Below are 24,114 nucleotides of genomic sequence, written 5' to 3' on the forward strand. Positions count from 1 at the left end.
GGTATGTCTAAGCCAACGATCATCCTTGCAACTAGCAACGGAGTCGGAATGGGACACCTTGCACGAGCAAGTGCGGTCGCTTTAGCCCTGAAAGATGTAGCAAATCCAATAATTGTTTCGATGGCGGGCGGTATCGCTGAGATCCCTTCTTTCATGGGTATTCGTTGCGAATATATTCCAGGTCGCGATCGCATGTGGATGTCCCGTGAAAAGTGGGATGTGTATCTTCGTGATCGTTTATTAGCATTAGTTGAAGAAACTGGCGCAAAGGTTTTGTCATTTGATGGCGTTGTTCCTTACCCTGGTGTGATCGCCGCAAAGAACGCCAACCCACATTTGAAGTTGGTCTGGGTTCGTCGTGGCTTGTGGCAAAAGAAGCCACAGCGCTTTGTTTTGGGATTGCAATCAGCGATGATGGATAAGGTTATTGAGCCTGGCGATATTGCACGTGCTTATGATTTTGGCCCGACAGCTACACGAAAAGATTCTGTACTGACTTCACCTGTATCTCTTTTCCGTAAAGAGGACGCCATGTCACGTGATGATGCTCGTCGCGCACTTGGATTAGATCTCAACCGCCCAACAGTTCTTGTACAACTAGGAACTGGCGAAGGCGATGTCAATGAAAAGATGACAGCTGCACTTTCTGGATTGTTGGGATGGAAAGATTTACAAGTTATTTTGACTAAAGCACCAGTAGATAAAGATGGAAAATCACTTGCTCCAGAAGGTTTAGATCTAAAGGTTGCTCGTTACTTCCCATTGGCAAAGGTATTGCACGCATTTGATGCAGGTATTTGTGCAACGGGTTACAACGGTGTTCACGAACTATTGCCTGCGCAACTTCCAACTGTTTTTGTTTCAAATATCCGCGGTACTGATGATCAAGAAGCTCGCGCACAGTGGTGCCATGACTTTGGTTTTGCGCTTCGCGCAGATCAGGCTGATTTAGCTGACATCACCGCAAAGGTAAAGATGTTGCAGGATCCTGCCGTGCGCAAGCGTTTATCTGACAAGTGTGCAGAGCTGCCTGATACAACTGGCGGACAAGAGATTGCTGCAATGTTGTACCAATTAGCTGTTGCCGAAGAACCAGCACGCGCAAAAACATTTACTTTCTGGCGCTTAATGGCACAGGATCACGTAAATCGTGGCTTGCGCCATGTGGCAAACCTTGGCTTACGCCGTGTGGCACTTGTGTATCGCTTCTTAAATCCGCACATCAAGGTTCAGGAGATTGATCAAGCACCACCAGTATTTGGCGATCAAGCAACATCTGCCGAACTACATCCTTTAATCAAATCCTCAACTCGTTTTGAGCATTTAATCACCGGCGCATCAGATAATTACCGTAAGCGTCGTGAAGAGATTGCATTTGCCGCATATGGCAAAGAAACGGTAATTACAAAAACAAAATGAGATTTCGAACCTGGATTAAACGCACAAAGGCGGGCCGCCTTGTGTGGCGAATTATTATCGGATTAATTGGTGGCGGAGTAACTGTTGCAGGTGGAGTCGCCCTTATTGGTCCGGGACCAGGAATTCTTATTGTCTTAGCAGGTTTAGGTATTTTGGCAACTGAGTTTGCATGGGCTGGTGAGGTAATGATGCACACCAAGCGAATCGCAGCTAAAGCAGCGTTAAAAACTGGAATGAAGCCCTGGGTTAAGTACTTCTTAATATCCGGTGGTGCTGTAATTTCTATCATCACAATTTTCATTTATTACAAACGCTAAATCACAACTACACTTCAGGGATGACTAGAGCACAAACATCTGTAGAACTCCACGACCTAATCGCCGAACGTCGTAGCCCACGCTCATTAGATGCGGCAGCGGTGATTACCAATGATGATTTAACTGCAATGCTTGAGGCAGCTCGTTGGGCACCATCGGCTAATAATTTGCAGCCTTGGAAATTGATTGCAGGTAAGCGCGATGATTCAAACTTCACAGCGTTGTTGGAATGCCTTGTCCCTTTCAATCAAAGTTGGTCCAAGCGTGCATCTGCGTTTATTGCGATTGCGGGAGTTCCAACAAAGGACGATGGAACCGCTAATCCAACATTTATGTATGACTGTGGTTTAGCAGCAGCTCAATTAACTATCGAGGCTCATCACCGTGGATATGTTGTTCACCAAATGGCTGGTTTTGATCATGAAAAAGCAGCGCCATTATTTGAAGGTGGCGTTCCAATCGTGATCATGGCTATCGGAAAGCAAGCACCTGCAGAGCTTCTTGAAGGTCCTGCGTACGATCGCGAAGTTGCACCACGCACTCGCAAAGAGCTTTCAGAGATCGTTGTTAAGGGCTTACCCAACTAAAAACTAGAACGGATCTCCCAGAGATCTGGAAAAGTTGGATTAAACAGAGTGCTACTTAGGTAGCCAACCCCACTGGATCCGCCGGTACCCATCTTGTGTCCGATAGTTCTTTCAACCATCTTTACATGGCGGTAACGCCATTCCTGAAGTCCTTCATCAATATCAACTAAGCGTTCGCACACCATTGCTGATTCAGGATCATTGCGGTGAACTTCAAGCAAAACATCTTGTACTGCACTGTTTGCAGCATAGGGCGTACTTTTATCGCGATTCAAAATATCTGTTGGAATCTTGTGTCCGCGCTTATCAATATATGCAAGGGCAGAATCCCACACACTGTTACGCGATGTAATCAGTTTGATCTGTTCTTGAATATCTGGCGGTAGATGGCCTGCCATCTTGCTATCGCGTCGACCAAGTAGCGCTTCAACCATTCTGAACTGTGCAGATTGGAATCCACTTGATGAAGAAAGGTATGAGCGGAAAGCGTTGAACTGCAATGGCGTCATTGTTTCCAAAATATCAATTTGTGTTACGCAAACCTTCAAGATGGTTCTGATGCGTCCCAAAATCGCTAATGAATAATGTGAATCACCAGACTCCATTGCACATTGTGCCTCTTGGAATTCATGAATTAATTGCTTAAACCACAATTCATAAGTTTGGTGAATGATGATGAACAACATCTCATCATGTTCTGGACCGGTTGATAGTGGACGTTGAAGTTTAAGCAGTTCATCTACCGCTAAATATGATGTGTAGGTAAGTGCTGAATCAAAGTTTTCGCTCATGTTACGCGCGACCCACCTTCTTGAACCTCTTTATAGCGGCCAGATGCCACTAAATCACGCATGCGAGCAAAGCCATCCCAGACTTCAACATAGGAAGTTGGAAGGGGAGAGATCGCTAAACGAATTGAATTTGGTGTGCGGTAATCAGGGATTACATTTGAAATAGTTCGCAATGCAACGCAAATTTGAGCTGCATCTGGGTGAACCAATGAAATATGACCGCCGCGTTCCTTTGGATCGCGAGAGGTATTAAGTTCAATTCCCAATGGCGCTAACCATTCATCGTAGAGCTCGATCATCATCTGAGTTCCGACCGCGGCCTTGTGCGCGATCGCATCGATGCCAGCCTCTTTGATCATTGAAAATGCGCTTTGTACGCAACGAATTCCCATCAAGGAAGGGCTAGCGATCTGGAAGCCACGAATTGTTTGGGAACGTTCGAAAACAGGTCCCATTTCAAATTGTGCATCCTGAGCAAACCAACCTTGAATTGGAACCTGAAGCTCTTTTTGAACACGCTTTGAAACATATAACCAGGCAGGTGATCCCGGGCCAGAGTTTCCGTACTTGTATGTACAACCAACACAAAGATCAACACCATTTGCATCAAGGTTTAATTCGATTGCACCTACTGCATGGCTTGCATCCCACACAACTAATCCACCAATTGCACGAACTTGATCAGTGATTGATTTTAAATCAGTGCGTGCACCTGATCGGTACTGAATAACTTCAAGAGTTACCAAAGCAACGTCATCATTTAAATATGGAGCAAGTACATCCGTTGTAATTCGTTCGTGTTGCGCAATTGCAGGATCTTCATTTTCAATGATGACAAGCGTTAATCCAAACTGCTTTGCGATTCCATCAAGGATGTATCGATCAGTTGGAAAGTTTGCTGCATCGGTAATAATTGTTTTACGTCCAGGGCGGGCATGAATTGCAGCAAGACATAGTTGATAGAAGTTAACTGAAGTTGTGTCACACACAAGAACCTGACCAGGTGCAGCACCAAGCGCAGCCTCACCTAGTAGATCACCAGTTGGCTGCGCTTCATCAACCCAGTGGCTCCAACCAGTAACGACCTCTGGTCCCCATTCCTTATTCATGAAATCGGTAATCGCGGTAATCGTTGATTTTGGAAGTCGGCCGAGCGAATTTCCGTCGAGGTAACACATTTCAGGGTCAGTAATGACAAATTGAGATTTGAAATGGGCTAATGGATCATTTTTATCGAGCTCTAGCGCGTATTCGCGGTCAGTTACCTTCATAAGGGAAAGGTACGCTCTCCTACCGTGGCGCGCAATGTTGTAAACATCGAAGATGTCTCTAAAGCCTTTGATATCAAAGAGCTTTTAGTAGGCGTCTCGCTTGGTGTTTCCGAAGGCGATCGCATTGGAATTGTTGGTCGAAATGGCTCCGGAAAAAGTACCTTAATGAAGGTTATGGCTGGCATCGAGCCGCCTGATTCAGGACGTGTAACTAAATCAAATTCAGCAAAGATTGGTTTGTTATCACAAGTAGATCTTGCAGATCCTGAAAGTACAGTTGGCGAAGTTGTTTTAGGTGATGCGCAGAAACATGAATGGGCGAGTGATCCAAATATTCGCGAGGTATTTACAGGATTGTTTGGAAGTTTTGATGATCACATCTTTGATCGCAAATTTGGTCAATTATCAGGCGGAGAACGTCGTCGCGTAGGTTTGGCAAAGTTATTGATCAATGAATTGGATTTAATTTTGTTGGATGAGCCAACTAACCACCTTGATGTTGAAGGTGTTGCATGGCTTGCTAGCTACATCAATAACCGTAAAGGTTTAGCAGTTGTCGTTGTAACTCACGATCGCTGGTTCCTTGATGCTGTTACAGATCGCACCTGGGAAGTTGTCGAAGGAAAAGTTGAAGAGTACGAAGGCGGATATAGCGCCTTTGTTTTATCAAAAGCAGAACGTTCACGACAAGCATCTGTGATGGATCAACGTCGCAATATGTTGATCAAGAAAGAGCTTGCTTGGTTGCGTCGCGGTGCACCAGCAAGAACATCAAAGCCAAAGTTTCGAATTGATGCAGCAAATGTTTTGATCGCTGATGAACCGGCACCACGCGATCAAGGTGAGCTCTTAAAGTTTGCACTTAATCGTCTTGGAAAAACGGTGTACGAGGCGCATCATGTGCAGGTAAAACTTGGCGACAATGAATTAATCGATGATCTGTACTGGAATATTGGCCCCGGAGATCGAATCGGCATTGTGGGAGTAAATGGCGCAGGCAAGACAACACTTATGCGCATGCTTACCGGCCAGATTCAGCCAACATCAGGAAAGTTAGTCACTGGCGTTACCGTTAAAGCGGCTTTCTTAACGCAGCATTTAGATGAATTAGATCCAACTTGGCGAGTGTTAGAAGCGGTTGAAAAGGTTGCAAATCGAGTTGAACTAGGCGGGGGACGTGAGCTTTCCGCCTCACAATTATGCGAACGCCTGGGCTTTGATCGTGAATCCCAGTGGACTCCTGTCGGTGATCTATCAGGCGGAGAACGTCGTCGTTTACAACTAACACGTTTGTTAATGGATAGCCCCAATGTTTTGCTGCTTGATGAGCCAACAAATGATTTTGATATCGAAACCCTTACCGAGCTGGAGGATTTACTCGATAGCTACGGTGGAACTTTGATTGTGATCTCTCACGATCGATACTTCTTAGAACGTGTATGCGATCGTTTTGTCGGATTACTTGGCGACAAAAAGGTGCGTGATTTACCAAGGGGAGTAGATGAGTACCTAGAACAACGCGCTAACGCGTTGTCATCTGTTGCAACAGTTGTAAAGGAAAAGAAGAGTTCTAATGCAGCAGAAGAACGTCAGCTCAAGAAGGATTTAAATCGCCTAGAACGTCAGATGGAAAAGTGCGATACGGCGATAGCAACACTGGTTGCAGAACAAGAGAGCGCAGCTTTTGATGCTGAACGATTAATTGCGATCGCATCTGAATTAGAGGCTTTGCACAGCGATAAGCAAAAACTAGAAGAGGAATGGCTTCAAGTCACTCTTGCACTTGAATAGTTCACTCAGGATTTACCTTTTTTTCACCTTCCGTCTCACATCTGTTACCTAGCGCTGAAGCACACTTCTCCCAAACCTCCACTGAAGGAAATGGGAAAAATGAAACTCAAGAAGAGCATTGTTGCGGTTGTTGCAATCGCACTCGTAGGTTCTTTAAGTGCTGCAACATGGCCAACGAAGAAGCCTATTTATATGATTTCAGCCAATAGCGCAGTATCACTTAATCCAATCGCCACAACAGGCGATGTAATTGCTGGAACTGTTATTCGCGGAATTCCTGATGGAATGGGTGCATTTGATAACGGTCGTGGTGGAATCACACTTCTTTCTAACCATGAAGTTTCAACGACAGACAAAATTGCACTTCGTAGTAAGTCAGAAACTGGCCAGTGGGGCGTATCAATCACAGCCATGAACTACAGCCCAACCTCAAAGACTGTTACATCTGCCTCACCTTTGTTCCACGATATTCAATACTGGAACTACAAGACAGGTAAGTACCAGGACACTCCAATTGGAGGAGAAGCAACTGGTGCAGCTGCAGGAACATTTGGCTGGGGAATTAGCCGATTCTGCTCTGCAACATTTACTCCTGCAGGAACATTTATTTACAACGGAATTGGTTATGAAGGCTCACTATTCACAACCGGTGAAGAGGTTGGCGATAGTTCACGTGGATTTGCATTCGATATGGATGGTCATGGATACCAGCTTCCACGCATGGGAATGCTTTCATTTGAAAACATTGTTCCAACTCTAAAGCCTGGAATTAACACGGTTGTGATGGCAAATGAAGATGGATCTGCAACGGACAGCCAACTTCATATGTATATTGGCAAGAAGCAGTCAACTGGTTCCGCTGTTGACAAAGCTGGTCTTACAAATGGTGATCTTTATGTTCTAAACGTGCCAACTGTGGCAACAGATAATATTTTCCGCACAACAATTGCAAAGTCGACTCCGGTAGATGCAACATTCAAGAAGATTGAATGGAACACAGACGTTGCTGGTTTTGCAAAAGGCGCTCGTGAAAACGGTATGACATTTGCTCGAATTGAAGATGGACAATGGGATCCAAAGAACCCAGATGTTTATTATTTTGTAACAACTGAATCAAACAAGGATCCTGTTGCGACAAAGGAAAATCCTTCAGAGCCAGGAGTTTCACGTGACGGTGGCGGACTATGGCGCCTCACATTCAAAGATGCTCAAAACCCACTTCTAGGGGCAAAGCTTGAGCTTCTTCTAAATGGTGGCGAGGCTCCATTCCTAAGCAAGCCTGACAACATGACAATCACAGATAACGGAATCGTCCTGCTTCAGGAAGATCCAGGTAACAACGCACACGTTGCTCGTGTTGTTGCATACCGTATTAAAGATGGCAAGCTTGCAACTATTGCAACATTCGATCCTAAGTACTTCACAGCAGCAGGATCGAACTTTATGACGATTGATGAAGAATCAAGTGGAATTATCGATGCAACGAAGTTGCTTGCAAAGGGTAATGATAAGAACTCTTACTTCTTCTTAAACGCACAGATTCACACTTACAGTGGTGTAACAAATGTAGATCCAGGCGTTAAGGGTGCAACTACACCTTCTCGTCCAGATCTAGTGCGTACAAATGCTGGCAAAAAGGCAATCGTTGACAATGCAGCGGTTGAAGGCGGCCAGTTCTACGTTCTAACAGTTACAGATTGGAACGCAGTCTTTAACGGATAAATAATCAAAAAGGTTAAGGCCGGGTGGGCTACGAGGGTCCCGCCCGGCTTTTACTTTTCTTGGTAACCTGCCGCAATGCGCTTGGACTTTTTAGCAGCCCTTTCAGGGGTAATGATTGCGATGCAGGCACGCGTCAATGGCGAACTTTCTCACCGATTAGATAATGGATTACAAGCTGCGCTAGTTTCGTTTGGGTCTGGATTATTGATTATTGCGATTATCACTCCCTTTAGTGCCCAGATCAAAGAAGGTATCAAGAATTTGCATGCTGCAATCGCTCGTAAAGAGATCGCACGCTGGAAATTATTTGCTGGAGCCCTTGGGGGAAGCTTTGTTGCTATCCAAACCCAAATTGTTCCTCTCATCGGAGTTGCTATTTACTCAGTGGCATCAATCGCGGGCCAAACTGCGATGTCATTAGTAGTGGATCGAATCGGTTTAACTGGTGGAGGCAAGAAGCTGATCTCGGTTAGACGTGTATTAGCAGCCTTTTTAACTGTTTTAGCGGTCTTAGTTTCAGTGTGGGATCGCATCGATGCAAATGACTTATCTATGTTCGCAGTTACTGCAGCGGGAATCGCTGGTGCGATTGTTGGTATTCAACGTGCGCTTAATGGGCAGATAAATGAATATTCACACCAAAGCTTTACGACATCGCTATTGAACTTCATTATGGGAACATCATTTCTCTTCATTTTGATTCTGGTTGGAATTATTGTTGGCAAGAGCCATTTAACGCCTCTGCCAACGGATACCTGGTGGATCTATACAGGCGGAGTAATTGGAGTTATCTATATTGCTTTCACTTCAACAATCGTTCAGCACTTAGGTGTTCTGACATTTACCTTGTTTAGTGTTGGTGGTCAGCTAGTTGGTTCATTGATTATTGATCTTGTGTCACCAACAGATGGCGTCAGCGTTAGTGCTTATCTAGTTACAGGCATTGCAATGACTTACGCGGGAGTTATCGCCGGTGGCGTAAGTAGTTCACGAGTGAAGAAACCACAGAGGCTGTAATAAAGAAGGCTGCAATTGCATATGAGGAAGTTTTAACCCATGGCAAAGTTGCTGCGTAATATCCAGCAAGAGTAATTCCAACGCCCCACAGCAGTGCACCTAATGCGTTTGCAGATAAGAACTTGTAGTAATTCATCTTTGAAATTCCGGCAATGGGTGGAACAAAGGTTCTGACCCAAGGGAAGAATCGAGCCGCTACTACCGCCCACCAACCAGTTTGCTCATAGAAACGTTCAGAGCGAGCGATCATTGATTGAATTCTGGGGGAGTTATGGCGTTCTAGATAGGGACGACCAACTAATCGGCCCAACACAAAACCAATTTGATCGCCGAAGAAAGCGGCGATGAAAATTACCGAAACAAGAATGACAATATTTACTTCGCCGTGCGCTGCGGCAACTAAGCCAGCGCTGAAGAGGATTGAGTCTCCGGGTAGGAAAAAGCCCAACAAAATGCCGGTTTCTACAAAGATTATTACCCCAATAAGCAGGTACAGAAAGAAGGGTGCAATCGATGCAAACTGGGTATCAAAGGATGCAGCTAGTTCAATCACACTGACTTCTTAACCGCCGCAGCTACAGCTTTGACAACATTGGCATCAAAAACACTTGGAACGATAAATGATGTGTTGAGCTGCTCAGGCGAAACGCAATCTGCGATCGCCTCGGCGGCAGCAACAAGCATTTGATCTGAAATCTTGTGTGCATTTGCATCAAGTAATCCGCGGAAGATTCCAGGGAAGGCCAATACATTGTTGATTTGGTTTGGCTGATCGCTGCGTCCGGTTGCAACTACTGATGCATATTTACGAGCAATCGCTGGATCGATCTCTGGATCTGGATTAGCAAGTGCAAAGACAATCGAACCCTTAGCCATTGAAGCAACATCTGATTCAGTCAGCACATTTGGAGCACTAACACCGATAAATACATCTGCACCAACCATTGCTTCAGAGATCTTTCCGGTGAAGTTTGTTGGATTGCTGTTATCGATAAACCATTGCTGCATAACATCATCAGATTTCATGTCATTGTGAATAACGCCGTGATGATTGAAACCGATGATGTTGCTTGCGCCATTTAACGTGAGCAGACGTGCAATTGCGTTTCCAGCAGCACCTACACCGCTGAGAACAATCTTTACAGATGAAAGATCCTTCTTAACCAGCTTCAATGCGTTACGAAGCGCAGCAAGTACAACGATCGCTGTACCGTGTTGATCATCGTGGAAGACAGGGATATCTAGGAGTTCACGCAATCGAGCTTCAACCTCAAAGCAACGTGGAGCAGAAATGTCTTCTAGGTTGATTCCACCGTATACAGGTGCGATGAGTTGAACTGTACGAACAATTTCATCAACATCTTGAGTATCAAGACATACAGGCCAGGCATCAACATCTGCAAAGCGCTTAAATAACGCGGCCTTACCTTCCATAACCGGAAGAGCTGCTGCCGGACCAATATTTCCTAGGCCTAAAACCGCTGATCCATCAGTAACTACAGCGACTGTATTGCGCTTAATAGTTAAGCGACGAGCATCTGAAGGATCGGCAACGATCGCCTGACAGATTCGAGCTACGCCAGGAGTGTAGGCACGAGATAAATCATCGCGAGTCTTTAGTGGCACCTTTGATGCGATCTCGATTTTTCCACCAAGGTGGAGCAAAAATGTTCGATCACTAACTTTACGAACAGTTAATTCTGGATTCAATGAAATTGCAGATGTAATTTCTTCTGCATGATCTGCATCAACAGTGTCACAGGTAATGTCGATGACAACCTTTTCAAGAAGTGATTCAACAACATCGAGCGCGGTAATGGTTGCGCCAGCAGCGGTAATTACCGTTGTCGCAAGTGCTACCGGGTTTGAATCTGGTGAACCTTCGACACGAATAGTGATTCCGTATCCAGGTGAGGTTGATGCCATTTATACAACTCCGTACAAGCGGTCGCCGGCATCGCCTAAGCCCGGAACAATGTAGCCGTGCTCATTTAACTTTTCATCAAGTGCACCTGTCACGATTGTGATTGGGACTCTGCTATTTGCAAACTCCTTTTCGACAGCTGCAATTCCTTCTGGAGCCGACAAGATGCAAACTGCAGTGATATCAGTTGCACCAAGATCAATTAAGTAATGAAAGGCCATGATCAAAGTTCCACCGGTTGCAAGCATGGGATCTAAAACAAAAACCTGACGTCCTGAAAGATCATCAGGCAGACGGTTTGCATATGTGCTCGCCTCTAATGTCTTTTCATCACGAACCATTCCCAAGAAGCCAACTTCAGCGGTTGGAATCAACTTGCTCATACCTTCGAGCATTCCAAGACCTGCACGCAAAATTGGAACAACAACGGGACGAGGCTCAGCAAGTTTCTGGCCCTTTGTCTTTGTAACAGGTGTCTTAATCTCAACTTCGTGAGTACGTACGTCGCGAGTTGCCTCGTAAGCCAAGAGGGTTACAAGCTCTTCTACCAATCGACGAAATGTTGGTGAATCGGTGCGTTCGTCGCGCAAAACAGTCAATTTGTGATTGATAAGTGGGTGATCTGCAACGTGTACTTTCATGGGCATTACCTTACAGGGGTTTCATTCCTTTCCAATGAGTGAAAGTATGAGCACATGTCCGATTTCGAAGAAGAGCTCGTTGAAGAGATTGAATCCTTCGATGAAATTGATGACGAAGTAAGCGACCTCACAACCGATGTTGATTTTGCCGTTGCCGCTTGGCATGAAGATGGTCGCTGGACACTTGCAACATTGCCGGACCCATTCAACATCGCCAAAATCATTTCCCGTTTGAAATCACAACAAACCAATGGTGGATCTATTGCATTGATCGCAATAGACGAAGAGTTTTTTATATTGATTCGCGTTCTAGGCACACACATCTCACTTTTCCTTAGCGATGCAACCGCTGCCTTTGATTATGAAGTTGCAGAAGAGTTACTTGATATCGCAGATATCCCAATGCCTGAAGAGGATGAAGCACCAGGACCGGTTGGTCACCTAGAGATATTGGCTGATCTCGGAATGAATGGCATGGAAATTTCTGCGCTTTGCGATGATGAAGAGTTATTTCCAGATGAACAGCTTGAAGCCATTGCTGCTCGTTTAGGTTTCGGCGAGGAGTTTTCGGAGTTATTGGATCTGTGAACGATATTGAAATGATGCGCGTTGCACTTGATGCAGCACGTAAAGCTTTAGCAAGTGCTGATATTCCAGTGGGCGCCGCTATCTTTAATAAGGCTGGAGAATTAGTTGCTACCGGTCATAATGAACGTGAAAAGCACAATGATCCAACAGCTCATGCAGAGATCGTTGCAATCAGAAATGCTGCTGAAAAAATTGGTGATTGGCATTTAACCGACCACACACTTGTAGTCACATTAGAACCTTGCGTGATGTGTGCAGGTGCAATTGCACAATCTCGTTTAGAAACAGTTGTATTTGGTGCATGGGATGAAAAAGCTGGCGCAGTTGGTTCGATGTGGGATCTATTGCGCGATCCGCGCAGCACCTTTAGAACTGAGGTTCGTGCAGGTGTTTTAGCTGAAGAGTGCGGTGAATTAATTAAAGGTTTTATACAAGAAGTTCGTAAGAAGGATTAAGAATCACCATAGATCCTTCTTCTTCACCAACCATGCCTTCAGCACGCAGTTGAGAACCAACTTCAAGACCAGCAATTTCACGACGTCCCAAGAAGTGCAGCGATACTCCTCCTGTTTCATCCCAAATCTCAACTTCAAGTGTCGGAGCTGAACCGCGAGGCGCGGTTTTAATTGAAGTTACGCGACCTTGAACCTGTGCACGCTTTCGCCATTCAATCTTTCCAATTGGAGTCACATCTTCTGCGTAGTGACTAATTGGCTCAATATTTACAGGCGGCGCCTTCTTAATTGGCTTAGGTGCCTCGACAACTTTTGCTTCATGTGCAGCATGTTGGACAACAGCTTTGCCTGAAGTAATGCGATCTACGTCAAATGGAACAATTGTTGCAACTACACGTGGCAGCTGTGAAATAGGTGCTGCAATCTCTTCAGCGGTTTGATCATGGAGTAAACGACCTAAGAAACCTGAATATGCACGTCGTGGAAGTAGAAGTGTTAATTCAACATCTGGCTTCTCTGTCATTCTGATTGCGTAATCAAGTGCAGAGTTTGCAAGACGACGATCGGGGCAATCAATCAATTCAAGGGTTACATCATCAAGTGCGTCAGATGCCGCCCACGCCGCTTGAATCTCTTCTGCGCGACGATCATCAATAACAAAGTGAACAGCAGCGAGATTGCGTGGTTGCAGGCTTCGTGCGTAACGAATTGCGCCGACAGTTGCAATATCAACATTGTCCACAAGAACAGTTACATCGTGACGCGCAATTGATGTTGCACGTTCCTGATCGCGCTTTACCGCTAATGCTTCTTGTTCACGTGTGTACTGGCGACGCAAACGCAAGAAAGTCATTACAAGAATAGGTGCGGTCAAAAGTACTAACCAAGCACCTTCTGTGAATTTAACAATTGAGAAAATAATGACAACTACGAATGAGATACATCCAGCCAGCGAGTTAATAAATATCTTTGCTTTCCAGGCACCAGTCTTATTGCGCAGTGCATGGCGAGTCATTCCGAATCCAGCCAAGGTAAAGCCTGTAAATACTCCAAGCGCATAAAACGCAACTAAGTGTTCAACCGAACCTGCGGTGATAAGAACCAAGAAGATTCCGCCGCCAGATAAAAGCAAGATTCCATTTGAGAAAGCTAGGCGGTGCCCACGCTTTGTTAATTGGCGTGGCAGGTAGCCATCTGTAGCAACAAAGTTCACCAAAATCGGAAACGCGCTGTAGGTGGTGTTCGCACCAGCAAACAAGATAAGCATTGTTGCTAGCTGCACCATCACGAACATAATCGACCCTACGGCGCCATCGCCCATGATCGTCTTTGCGATCTGCGAAATAACGGTTGGGGTGCCTGATTCATAGGGCATTGCATGGATCTTGTGGGCAAACCAAGAAACTCCAAGAACCAATGTTCCAAGCAATGTGCTCATTACATACAAGGTGCGACGAGCATTTACATGCTCAGGGGTCTTAAACAGAGCCACACCATCAGAGATCGCTTCAAGTCCAGTTAATGATGAACCACCATTTGCGAAGGCGCGAAGCAGAATAAAGATTGCAGCAAAGGTGAGTAACCCTTGGCTTTCACCAACAGGTACCGCTCCTGGCAAATCAGTTGGCAGAACTTCAAGCGTTCCTGTTGCCACACGGTAGATACCCATGGAAAACACAATGAACATGCAACCGACGAAGAAGTAAGTTGGAAGTGCGAATGCTTTTCCAGCTTCCTTAACTCCGCGAAGATTTCCGTATGTAAGTAAAACAATTACAGCCAAGATCATTGGAATCTTAAAACCATGAAGTGATGGGAATGTCGAGACAATGGCTGCAACACCTGCTGCAGATTGAATTGCAACAGTAACGATGTAATCCAACATCAATGCGACAGCTGCAATTTGGGCAACTACTGGTCCGAAGTTGTCTCTCGAAACAATGTATGCGCCACCAACTTTTGTGTACACATTAATTACATCGCGATATGAAAGTGTGATGATTACCAAGATAGTTAGTACAACCGCTGTCATCGGCATCAAGATTGCAAAAGCTGCCAAACCAAATGCTGGAAGCAATGCAATCAAAATCTGCTCTGAACCGTATGCAGATGAAGAAATACAGTCAGATGACAAAATACCCAAGGCATAACGCTTGCTTAAACGCTGGTGACCCAATGAGTGTCGGTTTAGAGGATTACCCAGCAAGCGGCGCTTGATTGTGTAAAAGAATGAGTCTTTTAGATGTGCGTGATCCTTTAGAACTTCAGGGGCTGGCGCATCATCGGTCCACGACTTGGGCACTGAGAACTCCTCTTTTCATTGCGAAAAACGCAACTTAATAAGTATCACTCTACCTCAGGGCACAAGATCTTCACTGTTTTAAGCGCTCCGCGTATGCTTTGGACATGCGTACACAGTTGTATATCGATGGCCAGTGGGTTGATGGAATCGGAAAATTACCAGTTTACGATCCAAGCGACGGAACAGTTATTGCCGAAGTTGCACTTGCTGGAGATGCACAATGTGAAGCCGCGATAGCTGCTGCAGATGCAGCTGCGAAAGCGTGGGCAAAGACCGCACCTCGTTATCGCTCAGAGATTTTGCGTAAAGCTTTTGAGTTAATGACCGCTGAAAATGAAGCGATCGCAACAATGATTTCCCGTGAAAACGGAAAAGCGATGCCAGATGCTCGCGGTGAAGCAACTTATGCAGCGGAATTTTTCCGCTGGTTTGCTGAAGAAACAGTTCGCACACCTGGTGATTTCCGTAAATCTCCATCAGGGGACAAGCGAATCCTGGTAACTCATGAACCAATCGGTCTTTCTATTCTTATTACTCCATGGAACTTCCCAGCAGGTATGGCCACTCGCAAGATTGGTCCTGCGGTAGCTGCTGGTTGCACAATGATTTTGAAGCCAGCTGGTGAAACACCACTAACTGCGATGTACATCGTTGATTTGATGGAGCGCGCAGGTTTACCAAAGGGCGTACTCAACCTAGTTCTTCCTGAAAAAACTGGTCCAGCAATTTCAAAGATGCTTCATGATCCACGTGTTAAGAACCTTTCATTTACAGGTTCAACTGAAGTTGGTCGCATTCTTCTGAAAGAAGCAGCAGATCGCGTCATCCGTTGCTCAATGGAGCTTGGTGGAAATGCGCAAGTGGTTATTCATGATGATGCAGATCTTGCAGTAACTATTCCTCAACTTTCACTTGCAAAGATGCGCAATGGTGGCGCTGCTTGCACATCAGCAAACCGCATCTTCGTGCAACGCGGAATCGCAGATAAGTTCATCGCTGAAATGACTAAGTCCATGAGCAGCTATGTAATGGGCCGCGGAACTGAAGCCACAACAACACTTGGCGCCTCTGTTTCTATGAAGGAACGCAATAAGATCGCGGAATTAGTTGATGAATCAATCGCAGCAGGTGCAAAGGTTGAGGTTGGTGGAGTTAAGCCTGAAGGTGATGGCGCGTTCTACCCAGCAACTGTTTTGATTGTTGAGAAGGACAACCCAATCCTGCTTCATGAAATCTTTGGCCCAGTCGCACCGATCGTCATCTTTGATACAGATGAAGAAGGTATCGAGATGGCTAATGACACAGAGTTCGGTCTTATTAGTTATGTCTTCTCTTCAAATCTCACCCGCGCATTGCGTACCGCAGAGGCGATGGAATCAGGAATGGTTGCGATCAATAAGGGAGTTATCTCAGATCCAGCTGCGCCATTTGGTGGCGTAAAGCAATCGGGCTTGGGCCGCGAAGGTGGCTTCGATGGAATTCACGAGTTCCTACAAACTAAGTTCATAGGCGTCGAGATTTAATTTATTATTAATTTATTGTCAGCGCTCATGTGAGCTTCTGACACTCGATCAACTAATTCGCATGGAACCGCACCATATATATGCGGATACGACTTTCCGTTGCTGGCCTTTTCGACCCGAACCTGAATGCCATTCGATTCCAACATATCGATATCTAAATGCAGGACAACTAACTCTTCAGTTGACCCAGCAAAGACAAAGCCAGCAACCTCTTCAACTTGATCTGCAAAAGAGCCGTGAATGAAACCCACTTCCTCAAGTGTCTTTCCCTTTGTCGATAGGGAATAGGTGCCAACTTTCAATGCATCTTCCCAAGCCCGCTTTGTTGTCAGGTGAAGAAAGCTGGTTTCAGGCATGTGAACTCCAATCAATTCATAATTACAATTTAAGAAACTTTCAGTTTTTCTCTTATGTCTGAATCGTCAATTCGTAGCTTATTAATCAACCCAAGAAGGCGACTTCCACCGTTCGAAAAATATCTGAGGTCAAAGAAGGGATATGAGTCTGTGCAATAGCTACCTTCTATCACAGGGTTGCGTCCCTCAAGTGGGTAGTTCCAAATGACCTCTACTTCTGTTTGAGCAAAATATTTTATAAGTTTTCTAATTCGAAATTTTGGAATCCTATTTAATTTTGTTTCGCGAACATTTTCTTGATATGCCAAAGTACCATTTTTTCTCGTCGAATAACTTACGATATCGCCCTTCAAAGAATATGTGATTTCACCATTGGCAATTACACTCTTTAATTGCTTGGATTTAAATAATTGCAAGGCATTTGACTTGTAAGTATCACTTTTATTTTCAATTAAAAATCTATATAAGGCTAAACGTTCGCGCTCGTGTAAGTGTTGACCTAGCGTTAGTAGCTCTTCATAAAAAGTTTTGCTTTCCATTTGGGCACTATAGGAAAATATTGGATTGCTCAGAGTAATTTTGAGGGGCTTAGGTCCATTTACGCACCACCAGCTAAAGTCAATTTTCTCGGTCAAGTAGCCATGAAGGGTTAATTGAGTAATATCTTGAGCGGAGGATGAGGGATTTGAACCCTCGATAGGTTGCCCTATACACGCTTTCCAAGCGTGCGCACTCGGCCGCTATGCGAATCCTCCCGAGGAGGTGAACTCTATCGGTGGCTGTAACTATGATTGCGCCAGATCCCTCGTACGGCGTTACCTTACTGAACTCCCCCAGGGCAGGAATGCAGCAAGGGTAGGTCCGCTCTGGCGGGTGTGCGAGGGGTCCTATTAAATTGCGCAAGGCGACGAACAGTAGAGGAGCACGGCGATGTCATTAGCTTTGTATCGTAAATACCGTCCCTCTGTTTTTGCAGATGTCATCGGACAAGAGCATGTAACTGTTCCACTTTCAAATGCTTTGGAATCAGGCCGCACTCACCACGCTTACTTGTTTAGCGGTCCACGCGGTTGCGGAAAAACTTCTAGCGCACGAATCATGGCGCGCTCGCTTAACTGCGAAAAGGGCCCAACACCAAATCCATGTGGCGAGTGCCAATCATGTAAAGATTTAGTTGCGAACGGTCCAGGTTCATTAGATGTAATTGAATTAGATGCTGCGACCCACGGTTTAGTAGATGATGCACGCGATCTACGTGACAAAGCATTCTTTGCGCCAGTACAAAGTCGTTACAAGATTTACATCATTGACGAAGCTCATCAGCTTGGACCAGGTGCAGCGAATGCATTACTAAAAGTTGTTGAAGAGCCACCTGCCCACGTAATTTTTATCTTTGCTACAACTGAACCAGATAAGTTGATTGCAACAATTCGTTCACGTACACACCACTATCCATTCCGTTTAGTTCCACCAGGAACTTTGGCTGCTCACCTTGAAAAGGTTTGCAATGCTGAAGGCGTAAAGGTTGCAAAGGGTGTAATTCCACTTGTAGTTCGTGCATCTGGTGGATCTGTTCGTGATGCACTTTCTGTATTAGGTCAGTTACTTGCTGGTGCAGGAAAAGATGGCGTTAGCTACGAGATCGCAATTCAACTTCTTGGATTTACAGATGGTGCTTTGTTAGATGATGCAATCGATGCGATTGCAGCGCATGATGGTGCGACGCTTTTTAAAACTATTGATCGTGTAATTGAATCAGGACATGATCCACGTCGATTCACCAGCGATATGTTGGAACGTATTCGCGATTTGATGATTGTTGATGCGCTTAAGGATTCAACCGCTAATTCAATCTTGCGCGATATGCCTGATGATCAGATGGAACGTATGCGCAATCAGGCCAACCGAATTGGTACTGCGAACCTGTCGCGTGCGGCAGATATTGCGGCGGAGGGGCTAACCCAAATGCGTGGGGCTACTGCGCCGCGCTTAATCCTTGAGCTCATCTGCGGTCGCATTTTGCTGCCGATCGGGGACAACACAGAGGCTGGAATGCTTTCTCGTATTGAACGTCTTGAACGTGCGGAAAATATTGCTCCGCTTACGACCGCTCCCGTTGTTTCCGCTTCAGCTCGAACCGCAGAGCCAAAAGAAAGTACAAGCTCTGCTCATTCGACTGAAGCAGTCAACAACTCTAAGCCAACCGAAGTAGTAACGCCGGCTCCCGAAAAGCCAAAAGCGTCCCCCGCACATGGTGCTTTCGATATTGCCGCACTACGCAGAGCGTGGCCAGATGTAATTGAAGATGTAAAGAAGCGCCGCAGACTTACGTGGTCGCTACTCAGTGCATCTGCGCAGGTGCTAAGTGTTGATGAGAATGCGATCACCATCGGCATTGTTAATGCTGGTGCGAAGGAAAGTTTTGAGCGATCTGAATCTGATGTGATTCTGCGCAACTCATTTATTGATGTGGTGGGGTTGGATCGAAAGATTGCAGTTGTTGTTGATCCATCGATCGACACCAACACTCCTGCGGCGCGCGAGACAAGAACATCTGAAGCGCCAAATGATCCTGTGCAGTTGACGGGTGCGGCGTTGTTGGCGAAAGAGCTTGGCGCAAAAGTTATTGAAGGTAAGTAATAGATGTCAGGAATGTACGAAGGTGCAATTCAAGATCTCATTGATGCACTAGGACGCTTGCCAGGCATCGGTCCAAAGAGTGCGCAACGAATCGCATTCCATATCTTGCAATCTGATTCTGAAGTTGCATCTGCGCTAGTTGATTCAATTCGCACAGTTAAAGAGCGAGTTAAGTTCTGCGTGCAGTGTGGAAATGTTTCTGAAGAAGATGAATGCCGCATCTGTCGTGACCCTCGTCGTGACAACACAATCATTTGTGTAGTCGAAGAAAGCAAAGATGTAATCGCAATCGAACGCACTCGCGAATTCCGCGGTAAGTACCATGTGCTTGGCGGAGCAATCAGTCCGATCGATGGCATCGGTCCAGAACAACTTCGTATTCGTGAATTAATGGTTCGCCTGGCAGATGCCGGAATCGTTGAAGTCATCTTGGCGACCGATCCCAACCTCGAAGGTGAGGCGACAGCTACCTATCTATCCCGCCTGATTAAGCCGATGGATATAAAAGTCTCCCGTTTAGCTAGTGGACTTCCAGTAGGCGGAGATTTGGAATATGCCGATGAAGTTACCCTTGGTCGTGCCTTTGAGGGCCGAAGAGATGTTTAATCTCATTATTTGAAACGCACCCTGTCTCATTATTTAAGAAATACCGGAAATCGAGTAGCCCCAGCAGGATATCTAGTTCATGATTAAGCCATGGGACTCATTGTTCAGAAATATGGCGGCTCTTCAGTCGCAGATGCCGAGGGCATGAAGCGCGTTGCCAACAGAATTGTGGCGGCAAAGCGGGACGGTAATCAGGTTGTTGTCGTGGTTTCAGCCATGGGCGATACCACCGATGAATTGATTGATCTGGCTGAACAGATCACTCCAATTCCTCAGGGCCGCGAATTAGATATGTTGTTAACAGCTGGCGAGCGAATCTCAATGGCGTTGCTTGCAATGGCGATCAACAACCTAGGACATGAAGCTCTTTCATTTACAGGAAGCCAAGCAGGTGTGATTACAACATCTGCACATGGCCGAGCTCGCATCATCGATGTGACTCCTGGTCGAATCAAAGAAGCGTTAGATAGCGGTGCAATTGCAATCGTTGCTGGCTTCCAAGGAATTTCGCAAGATACAAAGGATGTTACAACGCTTGGTCGCGGTGGTAGCGATACAACAGCTGTTGCATTAGCTGCAGCACTTGATGCAGATGTGTGCGAAATTTATACAGATGTTGATGGCGTATTTAGCGCCGACCCACGTGTTGTTCCTGCAGCTCGTAAGTTAAAGACAGTTACTTACGATGAGATGCTTGAACTCGCAGCTAGCGGAGCAAAGGTTCTGCACTTGCGTTGCGTTGAATACGCGCGCCGTTACAACTTACCAATTCACGTACGTTCATCTTTTTCTACAAATGAAGGAACCTGGGTGGTCAAAGATCATCCTGAAGGAGGAGCAATGGAGCAAGCAATTATCTCGGGTATCGCTAATGACAAGAGCGAAGCAAAGATCACGATTGTCGGAGTACCTGACCGCACTGGTGTTGCTGCACGTATCTTCCAAGCGATTGCGGATGCAGATATCAATATCGACATGATCGTGCAAAATGTTTCTGCTGCAGCAACTGGTCTTACAGATATTTCGTTCACATTGCCAAAGGCTGAAGGCGCTGCAGCAACTGCAATCTTGCAGAAGCTTCAAGGCGAAGTTGGTTTTGCTTCAATTCAATACGATGATCAAATCGGTAAATTGTCATTAGTTGGCGCTGGTATGCGCTCACATCCAGGTGTTACTGCGACATTCTTTGGCGCACTTTCTGATGCAGGCGTAAACATCGAAATGATTTCTACTTCAGAGATTCGTATCTCGGTTATTTGTCGTGAAGCAGATCTTGAGCGTGGTGCAAAAGCTGCACATACAGCCTTCGAATTAGATGCAGATCAAAATGAAGCTGTTGTTTACGGAGGTACAGGACGATGAGTAAGAAGCCTTCACTCGCAGTAGTTGGTGCGACTGGCGCCGTTGGCACAGTAATGCTTGGAATTTTGTCTGAACGCCCAGATGTATGGGGAGAAATTCGTCTTATCGCTTCGGCGCGTAGTGCAGGAAAGAAGTTGGTTTGTCGTGGGGAGGAGCTAACCGTCGTAGCTCTTTCACCTGAAGCCTTCGATGGCATCGATGTTGCAATGTTCGATGTTCCAGATGAGGTTTCTGCAGAGTGGGGACCGATCGCTGCATCACGTGGTGCTGTAGTCGTCGATAACTCTGGCGCATTCCGAATGGACGCAGATATCCCTTTGGTTGTTCCAGAAGTTAATCCTGAGCAAACTAAGAATCGTCCACGTGGAATTATTTCAAATCCAAACTGCACAACACTTTCTATGATTGTGGCTCTTGGTGCATTGCACCGTGAATACGGATTGAAGGAACTTGTTGTTTCTTCTTACCAAGCAGCATCAGGTGCAGGCCAAGCTGGCATTGATGCATTGAAGGAACAAATTTCTGCAGTTGCAGGAACAGATGCCGGAACAAATGCTGGCGATGTTCGTAACTTTGTTAAGGATCTGGGTCCATTCCCAGCGCCATTAGCTCTCAACGTTGTGCCTTGGGCGGGATCACTTAAGGAAGATGGTTACTCATCTGAAGAGCTCAAAGTTCGCAATGAATCTCGCAAGATTCTTGGCCTTCCAAATCTAAAGGTTTCAGCAACATGTGTACGCGTTCCGGTAATTACTACTCACTCACTGACTGTTCACGCAGTATTTGAAAAGGAGCCTTCACGTAAGGCTGCTCAAGATATTTTGCAGAACGCTGCAGGCGTGAAGTTGGTTGATGATCCCGAAAACTACAAGTTCCCAACACCTGCAGATGTAGTTGGAACAGATCCAACATGGGTCGGTCGTGTTCGCAAGAGCATTGATGATCCAATGGCTCTCGATATGTTCGTTTGTGGAGACAACCTTCGCAAGGGTGCAGCTCTAAATACCGCTCAAATCGCAGAACTACTGGCGGTAGAGTTCACAGCATGAGCATTAAAGAAACCTTACGTTCAGACCTAACTGAAGCAATTCGTGGTCGCAACGAAATCACATCAAGCACCATTCGCATGGTTCTAACTGCAATCACTAATGAAGAGGTTGCAGGAAAAGAAGCACGTCAGCTAAGTGATGATGAAGTGATCGTTGTTTTGTCACGCGAAGCAAAGAAGCGTCGTGAAGCGGCAGAAGCATTTGAAGGTGCAGGCCATGCAGAAAAGGCTGCGCTAGAAAAGGCTGAAGGCGAGGTAATTGCTAAGTATTTGCCAGCACAATTAACTGCAGATGAAATTAAGCAGATCATCGCTGATGCAATCGCATCAACAGGTGCTGCAGGTCCTGCAGATATGGGCAAGGTAATGGGCGCGATTAAGCCAAAGATTGCAGGAAAGGCTGATGGAGCACTTGTTTCATCACTAGTGAAAGAGAGTCTGAACAAATGACAAAGTATGAATACGCAACTGTTCCACTTCTTTCACATGCAACAAAACAGATTCTTGATACATGGGGCTCAGATGGTTGGGAGCTTGTACAAGTTATTCCAGCACCAGGAACAGGTGAGCAGCTAGTCGCTTACATGAAAAGAGAGATCGCATGAATAAGGTTGATGTTCGCGCAAAACTTGCAGAGCTTGGTTTAGAGCTACCTGTTGCAGCACTTCCAGTTGCTGCATATGTTCCAGCGGTTCGTACAGGAAATTTAGTTTTAACAGCAGGTCAACTTCCATTAGTTGATGGACAGATGGCTGGCGTCGGTAAGGTTGATGGCGAGATCACTCCTGAGCGTGCAAAAGAGCTTGCACAGATCTGTGCACTCAACGCACTTGCTGCAGTTCAGTTAGTTGCTGATGTAAACAAGATTACAAAGGTTGTTCGCGTAGTTGGTTATGTAAACGGCGTAACCGGTTTTGTAAATCATCCAGCTGTTGTTAATGGTGCATCTGAACTGTTCTTAGCAATCTGGGGCGATGGTGCAAAGCATGCACGTAGCGCTGTTGGAATTGCAGAGCTTCCACTTAACTCACCAGTGGAGATCGAACTAACAGTCGAAATTACCGACTAATTACTTTCCGCGCTTTGATAAGCGTTCGAAATCGGTAATTAGAACTGCACGACCATCTAGCTTTAACCAGTTGCGTCCTGCGAAATCAGCAAGTGCTTTGTTAACTGTTTCGCGGGATGCACCAACTAGTTGCGCTAACTCTTCTTGAGTTAGATCGTGATGAACAAATAAACCTTCATCTGTTTGCTTTCCAAAACGCTCACCAAGATCAATAAGCGCCTTAGCAACACGGCCTGGAACATCTGAAAATACTAAATCGCCAACAGCTTCATTTGTGCGACGAAGACGTTGCGCCAAACGAGCAAGCAGTTGAAGAGAAACATTTGGATTTGTTGCTAGCCATGGAAGAAGTTTTTCCTGGCCAAGGCTTAGTAGCTTCGCATCTGTAACCGCAGTTGCAGTTGATGTGCGTGGGCCTGGATCGAAGAGGCTGAGTTCGCCAAACATTTCGCCAGGTCCAAGAATGGAAAGAAGATTTTCACGACCATCGCCGCTTGATGTTCCAAGCTTCAACTTGCCTTCGACGATTACATATAGGTGGTCGCCCTCATCGCCTTCAGCAAACAAAACAGATCCCTTTGAAATCTTTACAGAATCCATATTTGCGCGCAAAGAAACTGCGGCGGCTTCATCCAAGGCGGTAAAGAGTGGCGCCTTACGAACTACATCTTCATCTATGGTCACG

25 protein-coding genes, 1 tRNA gene and 1 other RNA gene are annotated in these 24,114 nt (G+C 45.8%); 17 read left to right on the forward strand and 10 right to left on the reverse strand.

The window, feature by feature from the left end; all coding sequences use genetic code 11:
• The first annotated feature begins 3 nt into the window (after positions 1–3).
• Genes AC8GFU_RS00200 through AC8GFU_RS00210 form a run of 3 tightly spaced genes read left to right on the forward strand, consistent with a single transcriptional unit; the run spans position 4 to position 2,323 of the window.
• Positions 4–1,419, forward strand: coding sequence for a glycosyltransferase family protein (locus AC8GFU_RS00200; protein WP_506626504.1), 1,416 nt, complete (start codon positions 4–6; stop codon positions 1,417–1,419).
• Positions 1,416–1,736: a PGPGW domain-containing protein gene (locus AC8GFU_RS00205; protein ID WP_506626505.1), complete on the forward strand. Its 321-nt coding sequence runs from the start codon at positions 1,416–1,418 to the stop codon at positions 1,734–1,736. Before AC8GFU_RS00200 ends, AC8GFU_RS00205 begins: the two co-directional genes overlap by 4 nt.
• A gap of 20 nt (positions 1,737–1,756) precedes the next feature.
• Complete coding sequence (locus AC8GFU_RS00210; RefSeq protein WP_506626506.1) at positions 1,757–2,323, forward strand: nitroreductase family protein; 567 nt, start codon at positions 1,757–1,759, stop codon at positions 2,321–2,323.
• Here AC8GFU_RS00210 and AC8GFU_RS00215 read toward each other — a convergent pair.
• Positions 2,320–3,114, reverse strand: a complete 795-nt coding sequence (locus AC8GFU_RS00215) for a tryptophan 2,3-dioxygenase (protein ID WP_506626507.1) — start codon at positions 3,112–3,114, stop codon at positions 2,320–2,322. The two genes, AC8GFU_RS00210 and AC8GFU_RS00215, sit on opposite strands and share 4 nt — an antisense overlap.
• Positions 3,111–4,385, reverse strand: a complete 1,275-nt coding sequence (locus AC8GFU_RS00220) for a kynureninase (protein WP_506626508.1) — start codon at positions 4,383–4,385, stop codon at positions 3,111–3,113. The genes AC8GFU_RS00215 and AC8GFU_RS00220 overlap by 4 nt, the downstream gene beginning before the upstream one ends.
• A 24-nt stretch (positions 4,386–4,409) precedes the next feature.
• Here AC8GFU_RS00220 and AC8GFU_RS00225 point away from each other — a divergent pair, with 24 nt between their 5' ends.
• The 3 genes from AC8GFU_RS00225 (at position 4,410) to AC8GFU_RS00235 (ending at position 8,915) form a co-directional block, all read left to right on the forward strand.
• Complete coding sequence (locus AC8GFU_RS00225; RefSeq protein WP_506626509.1) at positions 4,410–6,176, forward strand: ABC-F family ATP-binding cassette domain-containing protein; 1,767 nt, start codon at positions 4,410–4,412, stop codon at positions 6,174–6,176.
• A 99-nt stretch (positions 6,177–6,275) separates the two neighbouring features.
• Positions 6,276–7,898, forward strand: coding sequence for an alkaline phosphatase PhoX (locus AC8GFU_RS00230; protein ID WP_506626510.1), 1,623 nt, complete (start codon positions 6,276–6,278; stop codon positions 7,896–7,898).
• 75 nt (positions 7,899–7,973) lie between these two features.
• Positions 7,974–8,915: a DMT family transporter gene (locus AC8GFU_RS00235; RefSeq protein ID WP_506626511.1), complete on the forward strand. Its 942-nt coding sequence runs from the start codon at positions 7,974–7,976 to the stop codon at positions 8,913–8,915.
• Here the strand turns inward: AC8GFU_RS00235 and AC8GFU_RS00240 are convergent.
• Genes AC8GFU_RS00240 through upp form a run of 3 tightly spaced genes read right to left on the reverse strand, consistent with a single transcriptional unit; the run spans position 8,863 to position 11,480 of the window.
• The gene (locus AC8GFU_RS00240) at positions 8,863–9,468 is read right to left on the reverse strand and encodes a DedA family protein (RefSeq protein ID WP_506626512.1); all 606 of its coding nucleotides are present in this window, start codon (positions 9,466–9,468) and stop codon (positions 8,863–8,865) included. The two genes, AC8GFU_RS00235 and AC8GFU_RS00240, sit on opposite strands and share 53 nt — an antisense overlap.
• The gene (locus tag AC8GFU_RS00245) at positions 9,465–10,841 is read right to left on the reverse strand and encodes an NAD-dependent malic enzyme (protein WP_506626513.1); all 1,377 of its coding nucleotides are present in this window, start codon (positions 10,839–10,841) and stop codon (positions 9,465–9,467) included. Before AC8GFU_RS00245 ends, AC8GFU_RS00240 begins: the two co-directional genes overlap by 4 nt.
• A complete protein-coding gene (upp, locus tag AC8GFU_RS00250; protein WP_506626514.1) occupies positions 10,842–11,480 on the reverse strand; it encodes a uracil phosphoribosyltransferase in 639 nt (212 codons plus the stop codon).
• Positions 11,481–11,534: 54 nt separating this feature from the next.
• Here upp and AC8GFU_RS00255 point away from each other — a divergent pair, with 54 nt between their 5' ends.
• Both AC8GFU_RS00255 and AC8GFU_RS00260 read left to right on the forward strand, forming a co-directional pair.
• Positions 11,535–12,068: a tRNA adenosine deaminase-associated protein gene (locus AC8GFU_RS00255; protein ID WP_506626515.1), complete on the forward strand. Its 534-nt coding sequence runs from the start codon at positions 11,535–11,537 to the stop codon at positions 12,066–12,068.
• Positions 12,069–12,082: 14 nt separating this feature from the next.
• Positions 12,083–12,523: a nucleoside deaminase gene (locus AC8GFU_RS00260; protein WP_506627184.1), complete on the forward strand. Its 441-nt coding sequence runs from the start codon at positions 12,083–12,085 to the stop codon at positions 12,521–12,523.
• Here the strand turns inward: AC8GFU_RS00260 and AC8GFU_RS00265 are convergent.
• Complete coding sequence (locus AC8GFU_RS00265) at positions 12,495–14,825, reverse strand: amino acid permease (protein ID WP_506626516.1); 2,331 nt, start codon at positions 14,823–14,825, stop codon at positions 12,495–12,497. The two genes, AC8GFU_RS00260 and AC8GFU_RS00265, sit on opposite strands and share 29 nt — an antisense overlap.
• Before the next feature lie 104 nt (positions 14,826–14,929).
• Between AC8GFU_RS00265 and AC8GFU_RS00270 the strand changes: the two genes are divergently transcribed.
• A complete protein-coding gene (locus AC8GFU_RS00270) occupies positions 14,930–16,348 on the forward strand; it encodes an NAD-dependent succinate-semialdehyde dehydrogenase (protein WP_506626517.1) in 1,419 nt (472 codons plus the stop codon).
• Here the strand turns inward: AC8GFU_RS00270 and AC8GFU_RS00275 are convergent.
• The 3 genes from AC8GFU_RS00275 to AC8GFU_RS00285 all read right to left on the reverse strand — a co-directional run bounded on the left by AC8GFU_RS00275 (position 16,345) and on the right by AC8GFU_RS00285 (position 17,459).
• The gene (locus AC8GFU_RS00275; protein ID WP_506626518.1) at positions 16,345–16,704 is read right to left on the reverse strand and encodes a DUF952 domain-containing protein; all 360 of its coding nucleotides are present in this window, start codon (positions 16,702–16,704) and stop codon (positions 16,345–16,347) included. The two genes, AC8GFU_RS00270 and AC8GFU_RS00275, sit on opposite strands and share 4 nt — an antisense overlap.
• Before the next feature lie 29 nt (positions 16,705–16,733).
• Positions 16,734–17,243, reverse strand: a complete 510-nt coding sequence (locus AC8GFU_RS00280) for a hypothetical protein (protein WP_506626519.1) — start codon at positions 17,241–17,243, stop codon at positions 16,734–16,736.
• A gap of 131 nt (positions 17,244–17,374) precedes the next feature.
• A tRNA-Ser gene (locus AC8GFU_RS00285) sits at positions 17,375–17,459 on the reverse strand.
• A 41-nt stretch (positions 17,460–17,500) separates the two neighbouring features.
• Here AC8GFU_RS00285 and ffs point away from each other — a divergent pair.
• The 8 genes from ffs to AC8GFU_RS00325 all read left to right on the forward strand — a co-directional run bounded on the left by ffs (position 17,501) and on the right by AC8GFU_RS00325 (position 23,429).
• An RNA gene (gene ffs, locus AC8GFU_RS00290) (signal recognition particle sRNA small type) lies at positions 17,501–17,597 on the forward strand.
• Between the two features lie 37 nt (positions 17,598–17,634).
• Positions 17,635–19,344: a DNA polymerase III subunit gamma and tau gene (locus AC8GFU_RS00295; protein ID WP_506626520.1), complete on the forward strand. Its 1,710-nt coding sequence runs from the start codon at positions 17,635–17,637 to the stop codon at positions 19,342–19,344.
• A 12-nt stretch (positions 19,345–19,356) separates the two neighbouring features.
• The gene (gene recR / locus AC8GFU_RS00300; RefSeq protein WP_506627157.1) at positions 19,357–19,950 is read left to right on the forward strand and encodes a recombination mediator RecR; all 594 of its coding nucleotides are present in this window, start codon (positions 19,357–19,359) and stop codon (positions 19,948–19,950) included.
• A gap of 90 nt (positions 19,951–20,040) precedes the next feature.
• Positions 20,041–21,312: an aspartate kinase gene (locus AC8GFU_RS00305; protein ID WP_506626521.1), complete on the forward strand. Its 1,272-nt coding sequence runs from the start codon at positions 20,041–20,043 to the stop codon at positions 21,310–21,312.
• Entirely contained in the window at positions 21,309–22,361 is a 1,053-nt protein-coding gene (locus tag AC8GFU_RS00310) for an aspartate-semialdehyde dehydrogenase (protein ID WP_506626522.1), read from the forward strand. The genes AC8GFU_RS00305 and AC8GFU_RS00310 overlap by 4 nt, the downstream gene beginning before the upstream one ends.
• Complete coding sequence (locus AC8GFU_RS00315) at positions 22,358–22,810, forward strand: GatB/YqeY domain-containing protein (RefSeq protein WP_506626523.1); 453 nt, start codon at positions 22,358–22,360, stop codon at positions 22,808–22,810. Before AC8GFU_RS00310 ends, AC8GFU_RS00315 begins: the two co-directional genes overlap by 4 nt.
• Positions 22,807–22,965: a Sp36 family protein gene (sp36, locus tag AC8GFU_RS00320; protein WP_506626524.1), complete on the forward strand. Its 159-nt coding sequence runs from the start codon at positions 22,807–22,809 to the stop codon at positions 22,963–22,965. The genes AC8GFU_RS00315 and sp36 overlap by 4 nt, the downstream gene beginning before the upstream one ends.
• Complete coding sequence (locus AC8GFU_RS00325) at positions 22,962–23,429, forward strand: RidA family protein (RefSeq protein ID WP_506626525.1); 468 nt, start codon at positions 22,962–22,964, stop codon at positions 23,427–23,429. Before sp36 ends, AC8GFU_RS00325 begins: the two co-directional genes overlap by 4 nt.
• On the opposite strand, the gene AC8GFU_RS00330 is transcribed toward AC8GFU_RS00325, so the two are convergent.
• Entirely contained in the window at positions 23,430–24,113 is a 684-nt protein-coding gene (locus AC8GFU_RS00330; RefSeq protein WP_506626526.1) for a Crp/Fnr family transcriptional regulator, read from the reverse strand. It abuts the gene before it with no gap.
• Position 24,114 lies beyond the last annotated feature (1 nt).

The sequence above is a fragment of the Planktophila warneckei (SeqCode) genome, assembly GCF_965234675.1.
Taxonomy (GTDB): domain Bacteria; phylum Actinomycetota; class Actinomycetes; order Nanopelagicales; family Nanopelagicaceae; genus Planktophila; species Planktophila warneckei.

Coding starts and splice junctions, on each gene's coding strand:
- AC8GFU_RS00200 (WP_506626504.1), top strand. CDS start 4: ATGTCTAAGCCAACGATCATCCTTGCAACTAGCAACGGAGTCGGAATG.
- AC8GFU_RS00205 (WP_506626505.1), top strand. CDS start 1,416: ATGAGATTTCGAACCTGGATTAAACGCACAAAGGCGGGCCGCCTTGTG.
- AC8GFU_RS00210 (WP_506626506.1), top strand. CDS start 1,757: ATGACTAGAGCACAAACATCTGTAGAACTCCACGACCTAATCGCCGAA.
- AC8GFU_RS00215 (WP_506626507.1), bottom strand. CDS start 3,114: ATGAGCGAAAACTTTGATTCAGCACTTACCTACACATCATATTTAGCG.
- AC8GFU_RS00220 (WP_506626508.1), bottom strand. CDS start 4,385: ATGAAGGTAACTGACCGCGAATACGCGCTAGAGCTCGATAAAAATGAT.
- AC8GFU_RS00230 (WP_506626510.1), top strand. CDS start 6,276: ATGAAACTCAAGAAGAGCATTGTTGCGGTTGTTGCAATCGCACTCGTA.
- AC8GFU_RS00235 (WP_506626511.1), top strand. CDS start 7,974: ATGCGCTTGGACTTTTTAGCAGCCCTTTCAGGGGTAATGATTGCGATG.
- AC8GFU_RS00245 (WP_506626513.1), bottom strand. CDS start 10,841: ATGGCATCAACCTCACCTGGATACGGAATCACTATTCGTGTCGAAGGT.
- upp (WP_506626514.1), bottom strand. CDS start 11,480: ATGAAAGTACACGTTGCAGATCACCCACTTATCAATCACAAATTGACT.
- AC8GFU_RS00255 (WP_506626515.1), top strand. CDS start 11,535: ATGTCCGATTTCGAAGAAGAGCTCGTTGAAGAGATTGAATCCTTCGAT.
- AC8GFU_RS00260 (WP_506627184.1), top strand. CDS start 12,083: ATGCGCGTTGCACTTGATGCAGCACGTAAAGCTTTAGCAAGTGCTGAT.
- AC8GFU_RS00270 (WP_506626517.1), top strand. CDS start 14,930: ATGCGTACACAGTTGTATATCGATGGCCAGTGGGTTGATGGAATCGGA.
- AC8GFU_RS00275 (WP_506626518.1), bottom strand. CDS start 16,704: ATGCCTGAAACCAGCTTTCTTCACCTGACAACAAAGCGGGCTTGGGAA.
- AC8GFU_RS00280 (WP_506626519.1), bottom strand. CDS start 17,243: ATGGAAAGCAAAACTTTTTATGAAGAGCTACTAACGCTAGGTCAACAC.
- AC8GFU_RS00295 (WP_506626520.1), top strand. CDS start 17,635: ATGTCATTAGCTTTGTATCGTAAATACCGTCCCTCTGTTTTTGCAGAT.
- recR (WP_506627157.1), top strand. CDS start 19,357: ATGTACGAAGGTGCAATTCAAGATCTCATTGATGCACTAGGACGCTTG.
- AC8GFU_RS00305 (WP_506626521.1), top strand. CDS start 20,041: ATGGGACTCATTGTTCAGAAATATGGCGGCTCTTCAGTCGCAGATGCC.
- AC8GFU_RS00310 (WP_506626522.1), top strand. CDS start 21,309: ATGAGTAAGAAGCCTTCACTCGCAGTAGTTGGTGCGACTGGCGCCGTT.
- AC8GFU_RS00315 (WP_506626523.1), top strand. CDS start 22,358: ATGAGCATTAAAGAAACCTTACGTTCAGACCTAACTGAAGCAATTCGT.
- sp36 (WP_506626524.1), top strand. CDS start 22,807: ATGACAAAGTATGAATACGCAACTGTTCCACTTCTTTCACATGCAACA.
- AC8GFU_RS00325 (WP_506626525.1), top strand. CDS start 22,962: ATGAATAAGGTTGATGTTCGCGCAAAACTTGCAGAGCTTGGTTTAGAG.